This window comes from Embleya sp. NPDC055664, from assembly GCF_053618075.1.
Genome location: NZ_JBSHGZ010000035.1, coordinates 17797 through 31673, shown reverse-complemented (window position 1 = coordinate 31673; position 13877 = coordinate 17797). Strand labels below are relative to the sequence as shown.

15 protein-coding genes are annotated in these 13877 nt (G+C 72.0%); 10 read left to right on the top strand and 5 right to left on the bottom strand.

All coding sequences use genetic code 11. The features are described 5' to 3' along the window. Positions 1 to 3 precede the first annotated feature (3 nt). From leuD to ACWGR4_RS37780, 3 genes are all read left to right on the top strand, one after another. Positions 4 to 600 carry a 3-isopropylmalate dehydratase small subunit gene (gene leuD / locus ACWGR4_RS37790; protein ID WP_379995210.1) on the top strand — a complete coding sequence of 199 codons (597 nt, stop codon included), beginning with the start codon at positions 4 to 6 and terminating at the stop codon, positions 598 to 600. A 142-nt stretch (positions 601 to 742) separates the two neighbouring features. Further along, positions 743 to 1003, top strand: a complete 261-nt coding sequence (locus ACWGR4_RS37785; protein ID WP_371863149.1) for an SCO5555 family protein — start codon at positions 743 to 745, stop codon at positions 1001 to 1003. 116 nt (positions 1004 to 1119) lie between these two features. Further along, positions 1120 to 1905 (top strand): HU family DNA-binding protein, encoded by a 786-nt coding sequence (locus ACWGR4_RS37780; protein WP_452129448.1) that lies wholly within the window; start codon positions 1120 to 1122, stop codon positions 1903 to 1905. A gap of 139 nt (positions 1906 to 2044) precedes the next feature. Here the strand turns inward: ACWGR4_RS37780 and ACWGR4_RS37775 are convergent, their stop codons facing one another. Both ACWGR4_RS37775 and cofC read right to left on the bottom strand, forming a co-directional pair. Further along, on the bottom strand, positions 2045 to 2257 hold the full coding sequence (locus ACWGR4_RS37775) for a hypothetical protein (RefSeq protein WP_379995214.1): 213 nt from the start codon (positions 2255 to 2257) through the stop codon (positions 2045 to 2047). Positions 2258 to 2304: 47 nt separating this feature from the next. Beyond that, positions 2305 to 3024 carry a 2-phospho-L-lactate guanylyltransferase gene (gene cofC / locus ACWGR4_RS37770; protein ID WP_452132247.1) on the bottom strand — a complete coding sequence of 240 codons (720 nt, stop codon included), beginning with the start codon at positions 3022 to 3024 and terminating at the stop codon, positions 2305 to 2307. A 253-nt stretch (positions 3025 to 3277) separates the two neighbouring features. On the opposite strand from cofC, the gene ACWGR4_RS37765 reads away from it, so the two are divergent. The 3 genes from ACWGR4_RS37765 (at position 3278) to ACWGR4_RS37755 (ending at position 6361) form a co-directional block, all read left to right on the top strand. Beyond that, positions 3278 to 4111, top strand: coding sequence for a lysophospholipid acyltransferase family protein (locus tag ACWGR4_RS37765; protein ID WP_452132246.1), 834 nt, complete (start codon positions 3278 to 3280; stop codon positions 4109 to 4111). After that, on the top strand, positions 4108 to 5112 hold the full coding sequence (locus ACWGR4_RS37760) for an NAD(P)H-dependent glycerol-3-phosphate dehydrogenase (protein ID WP_452132245.1): 1005 nt from the start codon (positions 4108 to 4110) through the stop codon (positions 5110 to 5112). The genes ACWGR4_RS37765 and ACWGR4_RS37760 overlap by 4 nt, the downstream gene beginning before the upstream one ends. A gap of 106 nt (positions 5113 to 5218) precedes the next feature. Next, positions 5219 to 6361, top strand: a complete 1143-nt coding sequence (locus ACWGR4_RS37755; protein WP_379995222.1) for a D-alanine--D-alanine ligase family protein — start codon at positions 5219 to 5221, stop codon at positions 6359 to 6361. A 40-nt stretch (positions 6362 to 6401) separates the two neighbouring features. On the opposite strand, the gene ACWGR4_RS37750 is transcribed toward ACWGR4_RS37755, so the two are convergent. Together ACWGR4_RS37750 and ACWGR4_RS37745 are read right to left on the bottom strand one after the other, a co-directional pair. After that, positions 6402 to 6908: a DUF3515 domain-containing protein gene (locus ACWGR4_RS37750; RefSeq protein ID WP_452132244.1), complete on the bottom strand. Its 507-nt coding sequence runs from the start codon at positions 6906 to 6908 to the stop codon at positions 6402 to 6404. 102 nt (positions 6909 to 7010) lie between these two features. After that, positions 7011 to 7247 (bottom strand): Lrp/AsnC ligand binding domain-containing protein, encoded by a 237-nt coding sequence (locus ACWGR4_RS37745; RefSeq protein ID WP_126642809.1) that lies wholly within the window; start codon positions 7245 to 7247, stop codon positions 7011 to 7013. Between the two features lie 218 nt (positions 7248 to 7465). Here ACWGR4_RS37745 and ACWGR4_RS37740 point away from each other — a divergent pair, with 218 nt between their 5' ends. Continuing rightward, positions 7466 to 8416 (top strand): thiamine-phosphate kinase, encoded by a 951-nt coding sequence (locus ACWGR4_RS37740; RefSeq protein ID WP_452132243.1) that lies wholly within the window; start codon positions 7466 to 7468, stop codon positions 8414 to 8416. A 79-nt stretch (positions 8417 to 8495) separates the two neighbouring features. Continuing rightward, positions 8496 to 9296 carry a bifunctional hydroxymethylpyrimidine kinase/phosphomethylpyrimidine kinase gene (thiD, locus tag ACWGR4_RS37735; protein ID WP_379995228.1) on the top strand — a complete coding sequence of 267 codons (801 nt, stop codon included), beginning with the start codon at positions 8496 to 8498 and terminating at the stop codon, positions 9294 to 9296. A gap of 122 nt (positions 9297 to 9418) precedes the next feature. Here thiD and rpmB read toward each other — a convergent pair whose 3' ends face one another. Beyond that, positions 9419 to 9604 (bottom strand): 50S ribosomal protein L28, encoded by a 186-nt coding sequence (rpmB, locus tag ACWGR4_RS37730; RefSeq protein ID WP_078975273.1) that lies wholly within the window; start codon positions 9602 to 9604, stop codon positions 9419 to 9421. Positions 9605 to 9847: 243 nt separating this feature from the next. Between rpmB and ACWGR4_RS37725 the strand changes: the two genes are divergently transcribed. Together ACWGR4_RS37725 and recG are read left to right on the top strand one after the other, a co-directional pair. Further along, a complete protein-coding gene (locus ACWGR4_RS37725) occupies positions 9848 to 11515 on the top strand; it encodes a DAK2 domain-containing protein (protein ID WP_395788030.1) in 1668 nt (555 codons plus the stop codon). A gap of 59 nt (positions 11516 to 11574) precedes the next feature. After that, positions 11575 to 13848 carry an ATP-dependent DNA helicase RecG gene (gene recG / locus ACWGR4_RS37720; protein WP_452132242.1) on the top strand — a complete coding sequence of 758 codons (2274 nt, stop codon included), beginning with the start codon at positions 11575 to 11577 and terminating at the stop codon, positions 13846 to 13848. The last annotated feature ends 29 nt before the right edge of the window (positions 13849 to 13877 follow it).

The window sequence follows — 13877 nt, the reverse complement described above, 5'->3', positions numbered from 1 at the left end:
GCCATGGAAGCCTTCACCACCCACACCGGAACGGCCGTCCCGCTGCGCGAGAGCAACGTGGACACCGACCAGATCATCCCCGCGCACTGGCTCAAGAAGGTCACCCGCGACGGTTTCGAGGACGGTCTGTTCGAAGCCTGGCGCAAGAACCCGGAGTTCGTGCTGAACCGGCCCGAGCGCGCCGGCGCCACGGTCCTGGTGGCCGGTCCCGACTTCGGCACCGGGTCCTCCCGGGAACACGCCGTATGGGCGCTGCAGAACTACGGGTTCAAGGCGGTGATCTCGGCGCGCTTCGCGGACATCTTCCGCGGCAACTCGCAAAAGGGCGGGCTGCTGACCGTGGTACTGCCGCAGGAGACCGTCGAACGCCTGTGGGCGCTGACCGAGGCGGACCCGACCGCCGAGATCACCGTCGATCTGGTGGGTCGTCAGGTGCGCGCGGGCGAGATCGTCGCCGACTTCGAGATCGACGACTACACCCGCTGGCGCCTCCTCGAGGGGCTGGACGACATCGGTCTGACCCTGCGTCACGAAGAGGACATCACCTCGTTCGAGGCGAACCGACCGAGTTGGCTGCCGCGCACCCAGCCGGTGGGTTGATCACGAACTCCCTTGCAAAATAGGCCGATCGGCCGAAAATGAACGGCGGGACGCGGTTGCGTCCCGCCGTTCGCGTGTTCGGGATTCGCCCCAATGGCCGCCCCGTTGTGCCCATAGCCGGATGAGCTGTCACAATTGCGGTGTGGAGCACCAAGGCCGACACGTGAACGAGTTCGAAGAAGTGGAACTCTTCGCCGAACTGGCCACCCGGTTGAAGGTCGCCCACGCCCGGGTGCGTAGGCTCCGACTACCGAACGAGGCGAAAGTGGCGCTAATCCGCCGCTTGTTGGTCATCACCGACGCGGCAAAGCATGATTTGGCGGACGCCGACCGGCGACTGACCAAGTTGATGGACGAGTTGGACGCGGGGCCCGCGAGTTCGCGGGACACCGCCGAAGCCTGAATCCGTTGCGACACAAGGGTGATTCGCCCGTTCGGTAATTGCTTCGGCACTTTTGGATGCTTAGCGTGCCCAATGCCGGCTGAACTGTCCCGGCATCGGTTTCCGAAGGGGAAGACGTGAACAAGGCGCAGCTCGTCGAGGCGGTCGCTGACCGACTGGGTGGCCGCAAGGCCGCCGCAGAGGCAGTCGATGCCGTCCTCGACACCATCGTTCGTGCGGTGACGGCGGGAGACCGGGTGTCCATCACGGGCTTCGGCTCGTTCGAGAAGGTGGACCGTCCGGCTCGATACGCCCGCAACCCGCAGACCGGTGAGCGGGTGCGCGTCAAGAAGACCTCGGTGCCGCGCTTCCGCGCGGGCCAGGGCTTCAAGGACTACACCAGCGGGACGAAGAAGCTTCCGAAGCCCAACGTGAAGAGCGCGGCTGCCAAGAGCAGCCCCACTCCGCGCGTGGTCGCGACGGACGCCGCGGCGCCCGCCGCGAAGGTGACCACTCGCAAGACCACCGCGACGACCAAGGCGTCGGCGAAGCCGGCGACCTCGCGCGCCGCCGCGGTCAAGACCCCGGCCGCCACCACGCGCAAGACCGCGGCCGCGGCCAAGACCCCGGCGACCGCGAAGCCCGCCGCCAAGAAGGCGACCAAGGCGCCCGCGACCAAGGCGGCGACCAAGCCGGCCGCGGCGAAGAAGGTCACCGCCAAGGCCGCGACCACCACCAAGGCCACCACCACCAAGGCCGTCAAGAGCACCCCGGCCGCGGCCAAGGCTCCGACGACCAAGGCGAAGGCGACCAAGGCCGCGCCGAAGGCCGCGACCGCCAAGCCGGCCGCGGCCAAGCCCGCCGCCGCCAAGGCGCCCGCGGCCAAGAAGACCGCGACCAAGCGCGCGGCCAAGAAGGCCTGACGCGACGGACTTCGTGAGCCGGCGGTAGATGTACGACGGCGACGGGCCGGAACCCCACCCCGGGGTTTCGGCCCGTCGCCGTATGTTCGATCGTGGTCCGGTCCGTCGGCGCGGGTCGCGGGCGGTGCGGCCGGCGAGGTCAGCGCGGCGGATCCGGCAGCGTGTACAGCGTCACCAGCACCACCCGTCCGCCGGCCGGGTCCAGGGTCATCCGAACCCGCTGGCCGGGGCGCAGGAAACGCATCCCGCCGGCGTCGAACGCCGCCGCGTCGAAGGGCACGGGAGAGCCGTCGTCGAGCAGCACGACGCCCTCACGCGAGTCGGTCTCGAAGGTGTACACGGTGCCCTGCATACCCCCATTGTCACCGCCGTCCGACCCGCCGCGGAACCGACGCGGCGTCAGGAGGCGGCGGCACGCGGCGAAAACGGCACGGACGGGAGCACCGCGGCGGTGGCCGCGCCGACCCCGAGCCCGATCGCGGCCCGCAGATCCTCGCCGGTGTCCACATCCCGGCGCACCGAATCCACGTCGTAGGGCGTGAGTTCGACCGCACCCGAGGCCAGGTGACGGGCCCGCGAGGGGCCGCCGAAGCCCGGCGCCAACGCCACCCCGGGTGCGGCCGCGAGCAACGTGGTGCCCACCCCCGCCGTGTCCGCCAGGAACGCCCGCCGCACACCCGTCGCGGCGGCCAGCACCCGATCCAACTCCTCGGCCCGCAACGCCGGGAGGTCGGCGGACAGTGCCGCGACGCCGGTGCGCGGTCGGGCCGCGCCGGCGATCCGGGCCCCGTGTGCGAGCGCGGCGTTCAGCCCGCCGCCGACATCGGCCACGACGTCGGCGCCCAGCCCCCGGATCGCCGCGGCGACCCGGTCGTCGTCGGTGACCACGAGCACCCCGTGCACCCGGTCGCAGGTCAGCGCGGTGCGGACGGTGTCGAGCGCGAAGGCGAGGGCGAGTTCGGGGCGATGGCCGGGACCGATCGCGCCGGCGAGGCGGCTCTTGGCGATCGACAGCGGCTTCACCGGCACCACGAGCCGCCATCGGGGCGGGGCGGAGCGGACGTGGTCGCCGGGGTCCGCGGCGCGGCGCGGGGCGGTGGAATCCGTGGCGGGGGACATCGGCAAGATCCTCGCATCCGTACCGTAAGCCCATATCCTCATCGGTCGACGAGGACGTTTCTCGACAATGCGGAAGGCCCAGGGGAAACTATGGGGTCCGCCGTACAGCATCGATGTTCCGCCAGCATCGATGTTCCACGCCGCACGCGGGGAACGTCGATGGTGTGAGGAGCGACACGGCCGCGGAACATCGCGGTGTGCGTCCGCGCCGACACACTTACGAATTTGAACCACATGAACGGGAGGAACGCCGGTGGCCCGCCGAAGGATCGGTTTCTGGTACCGCCTGGCGGTCGTGGTGGTCAAGCCCCTGCTGTTGCTGTTCACCAAACGCGACTGGCGGGGCACCGAGAACATCCCGACGTCGGGCGGGTTCGTCACGGCGGTGAACCACATCTCCTATGTCGACCCACTGACCTACGCGCATTTCCAGTACGACACCGGCCGAGTGCCGCGCTTCCTGGCCAAATCCGGCCTGTTCAAGATCCCGTTCGTCGGGCGGGTGCTGGCCGGCGCCGGGCAGATCCCGGTGTACCGGGACTCCGCCGACGCCGCGCTCGCGTTCCGCGCGGCCGTGGAGGCGGTCGAGAAGGGCGAGTGCGTCGCGGTCTACCCGGAGGGCACGATCACCCGGGACAAGACGTTGTGGCCGATGCTCGGCAAGACCGGTGCGGCCCGGATCGCGCTGACCACCGGTGCGCCGGTGATTCCGGTCGCGCAGTGGGGCGCGCACGAGTTGTTGCCGCCGTACACGAAACGACCCCGCTTGTTGCCGCGCAAGACGATGCACGTGCTGGCCGGCCCGCCGGTCGACCTGGACGAGTTCCGGGGGCGCGAGTTGACCGCCGACGTACTGCGCGGCGCGACCGACCGGATCATGGAGTCGATCACCGAGCTGCTGGTCAAGCTGCGGGACGAACCGGCCCCGCCGAACGCCGGCGTGCGCCGGGGACCGGGCCGCAAGGGTGCGGTCGAGGGCGCCGAGGGCGCCGAGGGAGTCGAGGGAGTCGAGGTCGAGCCGACGGACGCCAAGCCGACGGACACCGAGACCGACGGCACCGCCGGCACCGCGGGCGGTCGCGCATGACGCGCTGCGCGGTATTCGGCATGGGGTCCTGGGGGACTGCCTTCTCGATCGTGCTCGCCGAGGCGGGGTGCGACGTGGTGATGTGGGGGCGGCGCCCGGAGCAGGCCGATGCGATCAATACGCGGCACGAGAACGAGGAATACCTCCCCGATATCGCGCTGCCGGTCGGCATCGAGGCCACCACCGATCCCGCCAAGGCCGCCGAGGGCGCGGAGTTCGTGGTGTTGGCGGTGCCGTCGCAGACCCTGCGCGGCAACCTCACCGCGTGGGCGCCGTTGTTGTCCGAAGACGCGATCCTGGTCAGCCTGATGAAGGGCGTCGAACTGGGCACCGCGAACCGGATGAGCGAGGTGATCCGCGAGGTCGCGGGTGTGCCCGAGGGTCGGATCGCGGTGGTCAGCGGCCCCAACCTGGCGATGGAGATCGCCCAGCGCCAGCCCGCCGCGAGTGTGGTCGCGTGCACCGACGAAGACGTCGCCCGGCGACTTCAGGAGGCGTGCCACACGTCCTACTTCCGCCCGTACACCAACACCGACGTGGTCGGCTGCGAACTCGGCGGCGCGGTCAAGAACGTGATCGCGCTCGCCGTCGGGATGGCCGACGGCATGGGCATGGGCGACAACACCAAGGCGACGCTGATCACCCGCGGTCTGGCCGAGACCGCCCGCCTGGGTGCGGCGATGGGCGCGGACGCGCACACCTTCGCGGGCCTGGCCGGTCTCGGCGACTTGGTGGCGACCTGTACCTCGCCACTGTCGCGCAACCGCACCTTCGGCGAGAAGATCGGCCGCGGCACGCCGATCGAGGAGGCGGTCCGGGACAGCCGGCAGATCGCCGAGGGCTTCAAGTCCTGTGAATCGGTACAGATGTTGGCCCGTCGGTACGGCGTCGAGATGCCGATCACCGACGTGGTCGTGTCGATCATGCACGGCGGCAAGCCCCCGACGGTCGGCATGGCCCTGCTCTCCCGCTCCGCCAAGCCGGAACGCTACGAGTCGTGACCGGCGGCGTCGACCGGGTCGGGGCACCTTCGTCGCGGTCCGGTCGGCGTCGTCGCGGCGGGCCGTCCCTGCGCTCGAACGCGCGCCGGGATAGGGTTGTTCGACCATGAACGACCTTTCGGGCACCCCCCACTTCTCCTCGCGCCCCCGCGTCGCGGTCGTCTTCGGCGGCCGCAGCTCCGAGCACGCGATCTCCTGCGTCACCGCAGGGAGTGTGCTGGCCGCGATCGACCGCTCCAAGTACGACGTATTGCCGATCGGGATCGGTACCGACGGGCGCTGGATGCTCGTCGGGGACGATCCGACCCGGCTGGCGATCCGGGGCGACCGGTTGCCCGAGGTCACCGATGTCGCGGAGTCCAACGCGACGCTGGTCCTGGCCGCCGACCCCACGGCGCGCGAGATCACCGTGCTCGAACCCGGCATGCTGCCCAAGCTGCTGGGCGAGATCGACGTGGTCTTCCCGCTCCTGCACGGCCCCTACGGCGAGGACGGCACGTTCCAGGGCTTCCTGGAAATGGCCCAGGTGCCCTATGTCGGGTCGGGTGTGCTGGCCAGCGCGGCGAGCATGGACAAGGAATACATGAAGGCCCTGTTCGCCGGCTTCGGCCTGCCCTCGGGCCCGTATGCCACGGTCCGCCCCCGGGAATGGGAGCGCGACCCGGCCGCCGTGCGCGAGGCGGTGTCCTCGCTGGGCTTCCCGGTGTTCGTCAAGCCCGCCCGGGCCGGCTCCAGCATGGGCATCACCAAGGTGCACCGGATCGAGGACCTGGACGCGGCGATCGAGGAAGCCCGCCGGCACGACCCCAAGGTGGTCGTCGAGGGCATGCTGACGGGCCGTGAGATCGAGTGTGGCGTACTGGAGTTCGAGGACGGACCGCGGGCGAGTCTGCCCGCCGAGATCCGGGTCGGTGGCGACCACGAGTTCTACGACTTCGCCGCCAAGTATCTGCCCGACAACGGCACCGAACTGGACGTGCCGGCGGCGCTGACCAAGGAACAGACCGCCGAGGTGCAGCGACTCGCGATCGCCGCCTTCGAGGCGCTGTCCTGCGAGGGCCTGGCCCGGGTGGACTTCTTCCTGCTGGAGAACGGGCAGTTCGTGATCAACGAGGTGAACACGATGCCGGGCTTCACGCCGGTGTCGATGTACCCGAGCATGTGGCGGGCCACCGGCGTGGACTACCCCGAACTGGTCGACCGGCTGATCTCGGCGGCACTGCGCCGCCCGAACTCGCTGCTGCGCTAGGACCCGAGACGTGAGTGGCGGCCGACGCTTCGGTCGCCGCTCACTGCTCCGACAGGTCCAGCGTGGCCGGCACCGCGCGGCTGACCGCGTCCGCGACGTCGACCAGCGGCGCGGCCGGCTCGGCGAACTTCTTCGGCACCGACACCTCGACGTTGGCCCGACGGTAGACGGTGGTGAAGCGCACTCCGCCGGCGTAGTTCGAGAACGCCCACGTCACCCCGTTCACCTCGACCGAGTCGGCGGGCTCCGAGTTCACCTTGGTCGGGTCGCTCACCCGCATCGACGCGGGCAACCCCACCCCGCAGCGCAGCACGATCGCCGGATCACCCCACGCGGCGATCAGCGGGGACTTCGGCGAGACCTCGCGCGGCCCGGCGTTCATCACCTTGCTCGGCAGCGCGTCGTGCAGGGCCCGGCACGCCTCGGTCGCCGCCCCCGGCGCCGGCGTCGGCGCGGTCACCTCGATCCGCCCCGACCCGTCGCCGCATCCCGTCGCGGTCAGCGCGAGGACCGGAAACAGGCACGCCAGAACATGGGGAGAGAGCACGCCCTCGATCCTAGGCCCTGTCCGGCGGATCTCGGCGGGTCCGCCGGACAGGGCCGCCGGACAGGGCCCGGGCGCGTCGGGTGCGGCACTCCTTCGTCGGGGTCAGCCCAGATTGACCACCGGACACGTCAGGGTGCGGGTGATGCCGTCGATGCGCTGCACCTCGGCGACCACCAGGCGGCCCAACTGGTCCACGTCGGTGGCCTCGGCCCGCACGATCACGTCGTAGGGGCCCGTGACGTCGTCCGCCCGGGTCACCCCCGGCAGTGCGGCGACGGCTCTGGCCACCGACGCCGAACGGCCGACCTCGGTCTGGATCAGGATGTATGCCTGTACCACCACGGCCTCCCGGCGCGCAGGATGATGGGATCTTGACGGGATCCCCGCTGCTGCGACCATTGTCGGCCCGGCGGGGCTCGGCGACCACAGCGGTAGCCGATGCATCACAGGTGCCGGATCCCGAACCGGCATCTCGAACAGGCATCCCGAAGACACACCCGGAACAAACATCGTCGACGAGGCGGATCAGGGCTGATGGGCATGGCAGGAGAGCGGCGATGAGCGGGACGCTGGGCGATCTCGGCGAGTTCGGCCTGATCGGGGCGCTGGTCGCGCGCGTGCCGACGGGGCCGCACGTGTCCCTGGGGCCGGGCGACGACGCCGCCGTGGTCGCCGCCGCCGACGGTCGGGTGGTGGCCACCATGGACCTGCTCGTCGAGGGTCGGCACTTTCGGCGCGACTGGTCGACCGCGTACGACGTGGGCCGCAAGGCCGCCGCGCAGAATCTGGCGGACGTCGCGGCGATGGGCGCGGTGCCGACCGCGCTGCTGATCGGGCTGTGCGGGCCGCCCGACCTGCCCACCGGGTGGGCGCTGGAGCTGTACGACGGCCTGCGCGACGAGTGCGCGGTGGTCGGGGCGGGTGTGGCGGGGGGCGACGTGGTCGGCGGCGACACGGTCACGGTCGCGGTGACCGCGCTCGGCGACCTCCAGGGGCGCGCCCCGGTCGTGCGCTCGGGGGCCCGACCGGGCGACGTGGTCGCGGTCGCCGGCTGGCTGGGCTGGTCGGCGGCGGGGCTGGCGATCCTGGGCCACGGGCACCGCGCGCCGCGCGCGTTCGTGGAGGCGCACCGCCGGCCCGAGCCGCCCTACGACGCCGGGCCCGGCGCGGCGGTCCTGGGCGCGACCTCGATGATCGACGTCAGCGACGGTCTGCTCGCCGACCTGGGCCACGTCTCGCGCGCGTCCGGGGTGCGGATCGACGTGTTGTCCGACCGGCTGGACGTACCGGCGCAGATGCGCGACGTGGCGCGTGCGCTCGGCGCCGATCCGCTCAACTGGGTACTCACCGGCGGTGAGGACCACGCGCTCGCGGCGACCTTCCCGGCGGGCACCGCGCTGCCGGCGCGCTGGCGGGTGATCGGACGGGTGCACACGGGCACGGGGGTCACCGTGGACGGGCGCGACCCCGACGTCGCCGGCGGGTGGGATCACTTCGACCGCGGCTGAGGGTCGTGGGTCGAAGATCGGTCGGGGCCGTCGGGGGCGGGAAAGTGGGCCGGAAACGGGCGCGGATAGGCTGCACGGCATGGTGCAGACTCCTCCGCGTGTGCTGACGGTGGCCGGCTCCGACTCCGGCGGCGGCGCCGGGATCCAGGCCGACCTGAAGACGATGCTGGCCCACGGCGTGCACGGGATGAGCGTGATCGCCGCGGTGACCGCGCAGAACTCGCTCGGCGTCCAGGGCTACTGGGAGCTGCCGGCCGAGGCGGTGCGGGCCCAGTTCCGCAGTGTGGTGGACGACATCGGCGTGCAGGCGATCAAGACCGGGATGCTCGCGTCGCCGAACCTGGTGGCGGTGGTCGCCGAATTGCTGGGCGACGTACGGGTGCCGGTGGTGGTCGACCCGGTGGCCTCGTCCAAGCACGGCGACACGCTGCTCGCCAACGACGCGCTGGAGACCCTGCGCACCCGGCTGCTGCCGGTGTCCACGCTGGTCACCCCCAACCTGTACGAGGTCGAGCTGCTCACCGGCCACAAGGTGCGCGAGCGTGCCGACATGCGCGGCGCGGCCGAGGCGATGCTCGGCTTCGGCCCGAGCTGGGTCCTGGTCAAGGGCGGCCACCTGGAAGGCGAGGCCGCGGACCTGCTCTTCGACGGCACCGACGAGCGGTGGTTCACCAGCCCGCGCTACGACAACCGGCACACCCACGGCACCGGCTGCACGCTGGCCAGTGCGATCGCCTCGCGGCTCGCGCTCGGCGACACCGTGCCGGACGCGGTGGCCGCGGCGAAGGAGTACGTCACCGGCGCGATCCGGGCCGGCTTCCCGCTCGGCGAGGGCATCGGTCCGGTGGACCACGCCTGGCGGTGGCGCGACCGGTTCTGAGCGACGCACGGGCCCGGGGGCACGGCCGATCCCCGGTCCCGTAGCGACCCGCCCCGGACATGCCGAAGGGCCGGTCCACCCAGAGGTGAACCGGCCCTTCGAGAAGTCGAGCAGTCGCGCGACTAGCGGGAAACCTTGCCCGCCTTGATGCACGAGGTGCAGACGTTGAGGCGCTTCGGCGTGGCACCGACCTTCGCACGCACCGTCTGGATGTTGGGGTTCCAGCGACGGGGCGTCCGGCGGTGAGAGTGCGAAATGCTGTTGCCGAAGCCCGGCCCCTTGCCGCAGACGTCGCAGTTGGCAGCCACGGGAACACTCCAAAGACGAATGGGAATTGCGTACGAACGCGTGCCGGCGAATGCCGGACAACCGCAGAAGAGTAACCGACGGACCAGGCGATGCGCGAACCCGGGATGATCCGGGCATGGGCAATCGGTCGATCTCGCCATGCTTCCCGCCAAGCCTAACCCATCCGGGTCGGCCGCTTCACCGCTCCCCGTCTCGATAGCCTGCCGGCGAACGGGACGCGCACAATCGGATTCGTACAGGAGGTGGGCGTGCAGGGCCTGCTGGGAGAGCTGGACGGTCCGGCGGTACGCCGCTGGGGTCGCGTCGCACTGGAGTTGCTGGGCCGGGCGCGCGAGGAGATCGACGCGCTCAACGTGTATCCCGTGCCCGACGGCGACACCGGCACGAACCTGTTCCTGACCCTTGAATCGGGAACCGCCGAGGTCGACGCGCTGTTCGGCGCCGACCTGCCCGAACCCGATCTGCCGACCGCCTTCCGGGCGCTCGCGCACGGTGCGCTGATGGGCGCGCGCGGCAACTCCGGGGTGATCCTCAGCCAACTCCTGCGCGGCATGGCCGAGCGCTTCGAGGCCGAGCAGGTCGCGGCGCGCGCGAGTGGCCGGGAGGTGCCCGCCGGGCTCGCCCTCGCGCACGCGCTGCGCACCGCCGCCGACGCCGCGTACGCGGCGGTGGCCCGGCCGGTCGAGGGGACCATGCTCACCGTGGCCCGGGCCGCGGCCGATGCCGCCGCCGGGGCGGGCGAGGAGATCCGACCGGTGGTGCGCGCCGCCGCGACCGCCGCCCGCGGCGCGCTGGCGCGTACCCCCGAGCAGTTGGACGTGCTGCGCCGGGCGGGTGTGGTGGACGCCGGTGGGCGTGGGCTGACCGTGCTGCTCGACGCGCTGCTCGCGGTGGTCACCGGCGAGCGCTCGGCGTACCGGATCCACCCGCACCAGGTGCACACGCCCGTCCCGGTCCCGTACGCCGACCCCGTCGGATCCGAGGAGGACGCCGGCGGTGGGCCCGGGTTCGAGGTGATCTACCTGCTCGACGCGCCCGACGACGCGCTGCCGGCGCTGCGCGAGCGGCTGGGCGCGCTCGGCGACTCGCTCGTGGTGGTCGGCGGCGAGGGGTTGTGGAACGTGCACGTGCACGTGGACGACGCGGGCGCCGCCGTCGAGGCGGGCATCGCCGCGGGCCGCCCGCACCGGATCCGGATCACCCACCTGGAGCGGGTGCTCGTCGGCACCGCGGCCCCCGAACCCGCGCCGACGCGCGGGATCGTCGCGGTCGCCCACGGCGACGGCCTGGCCACGCTGTTCGCGGAGAACGGCGCGCACGTCGTGCAGGCCGGGCCCGGCCGGGGGCCGTCCACGAGCGTGCTGGTGGACGCGATCCGGCGGACCGAGGCGCGCGAGGTGGTGCTGCTGCCCAACGACGCCGACTGCCACGCGGTGGCCGGGGTGGCCGCCCAGCAGGCCCAGGCGGCGGGGGTGCGGGTCCAGGTGATCCCGACAAAGGCGGCCGTCCAGGGCCTGGCCGCGCTCGCCGTGCACGAGCCGGGTCGGCGCTTCGACCAAGACATCGTCGGGATGACCTCGGCCGCCGGCGCGACCCGCTACGGCGCGCTCACCGTCGCCGTCCGCGAGTCGTGGACCATGGCCGGCGTGTGCCAGGCGGGCGACGTGCTCGGCGTGATCGAGGGCGACATCGCGGTGATCGGCCAGGACCAGCGCGAGACCGGCACCGTGGTGGTGGACCGGATGCTCGCGGGCGGCGGCGAACTGGTCACCCTGGTCACCGGCAGCGCCTGCCCGCCGGGCCTGGCCGCCGCGATCGAGCGCCACCTGCGGGCCACTCGGCTCGGCGTGGACGTGATGGTCTACGAGGGCGGCCAGGAGGTGTATCCGCTGCTGATCGGGGTCGAGTAGGCGCCCACCCGGCGGTTGGAACATGTCGATGACACCACCGCCCAGTACCGTTGGGCGGCATGTCGCGCCTTGACGAACCGCTGAAGAAACTCGTCGGCGACCGCACGGCGACGGTGCTGGCCAAATCCCTCAAGCTGGACACCGTCGGAGATCTGCTGCGCCACTACCCCCGGCGCTACGCGGAGCGCGGGCGCCTGACCGACCTCTCGCGCCTGGAGCCCGAGGAGCACGTCACCGTGATGGCGGAGATCGCCAAGGTGACCAAGCGCCAGTTCCGCAATCGGCGCGGCAATCTGCTCGAGGTCGAGGTCACCGACGGGCGCGGCAAACTCACCCTGGTCTTCTTCAACCAGGCCTGGCGCGAGGAGGAACTGCGGCCCGGCCGGCGCGGGTTGTTCGCGGGCAAGGTGGGCCGGTTCAACAACGTGATCCAGCTCAGCCAGCCCGACTACCAGCTGATCGGCGAGGACGACGAGGACGGCGTGGCGAACCTGTTCGCCGGCGCGCTGATCCCGGTCTACCCGGCGGCGGCGAGCATGCCGTCCTGGAAGATCGCCCAGTGCGTCGGCATGGCGCTGGACACGCTCGGCGAGATCGGCGACCCGCTGCCCGTCGAGATGCGCACCCGGCGCGGCATGCCGGGCCTGGCCGAGGCCCTGGTCCGGGTGCACCGCCCCACCTCCTGGGAGGACGTCGCCGCGGCCAAGGACCGGCTCAAGTGGGACGAGGCGTTCGTCCTGCAGATCGCCCTGGCCCGCCGCCGCCGCGACGCCCGCGCCCAGTCCGCGGTGGCCCGCCCCCGCCGCGCCGACGGCATCCTCGACGCCTTCGACGCCCGCCTGCCGTTCGAACTCACCGACGGCCAGAAGGACGTTTGCGCCGAGATCGAGGCCGACCTGGCTACCGAACACCCCATGCACCGCCTCCTCCAGGGCGAGGTGGGGGCCGGGAAGACGTTGGTGGCGTTGCGGGGGATGCTCACCGTGGTGGACGCCGGCGGGCAGACGGCGTTGTTGGCGCCCACCGAGGTGCTGGCCCAGCAGCACTACCGGTCGATCGTGGAGATGCTCGGGCCGCTGGCCGAGGGTGCCGGGATGCTGGGCGGATCCGAGGTCGGGACCAAGGTGACCCTGCTCACCGGGTCGATGGGGGTGGCCGCGCGCCGGGCCGCGCTGCTCGATCTGGTCACCGGGGAGGCCGGGATCGCGATCGGCACGCACGCGTTGATCGAGGACAAGGTCGAGTTCCACGACCTGGGCCTGGTGGTGGTCGACGAACAGCACCGCTTCGGCGTCGAGCAGCGCGACGCGCTGCGCGGCAAGGGCAAACGGCCGCCGCACCTGCTGGTGATGACCGCGACGCCGATCCCGCGCACCGTGGCGATGACCGTGTTCGGCGACCTGGAGACCTCGATCCTGGCCCAACTCCCCTCCGGACGCTCGCCGATCGCCACCCACGTGGTCCCGGCGAAGGAGAAGCCGCACTTCCTCGACCGCGCCTGGGAGCGGGTGCGCGAGGAGGTGGGCAAGGGCCATCAGGCGTACGTGGTCTGCCCGCGGATCGGTGACGAGGAGGACGACCCGAAGGCGAAGAAGAAGGCCGGGACGAAGGCCGCGCGGAAGGGCGCCCGCAAGCGGGACGAGGACCTGCCCGCCGAGGCGTACCTGGACGACCCGGAGGACATCGGCGCCGACGCCGACGGCGGGGCCGAGGAGCGCCGGCCGCCGCTGGCCGTACTCGACGTCGCGGCCGCGCTCGGCCAGGGCCCGCTGGCCGGTCTGCGGATCGCCGTGCTGCACGGCCGGATGGCGCCCGAGGACAAGGACGACGTGATGCGCCGGTTCACCGCCGGCGAGGTGGACGTGCTGGTCGCGACCACGGTGATCGAGGTCGGCGTCAACGTGCCCAACGCGACCGCGATGGTGATCATGGACGCCGACCGGTTCGGCGTCTCCCAACTGCACCAGCTGCGCGGCCGGGTCGGCCGGGGCAGCGCCCCCGGACTGACCCTCCTGGTCAGCGAGATGCCCGGCGGCACCTCGGCGCGCGAGCGCCTGGACGCGGTGGCGGCGACCCTGGACGGCTTCGAGCTGTCCCGGATCGACCTCGAACAACGCCGTGAGGGCGACGTGCTCGGCGACGCGCAGTCCGGCTCCCGCTCCTCGCTGCGCATGCTGGAGGTGGTCCGGGACGAGGAGCTGATCGTGGCCGCCCGCGAGGAGGCGAGCTCGATCGTGACGACCGACCCCGACCTGACCGAGCACCCCGACCTGCGCAGCGCGCTGGCCAGCATCCTCGACGACGAGCGCGCGGAGTACCTCGACAAGGGCTGACCGCCCTCGCTCCGCTCCGACGCGCCCCC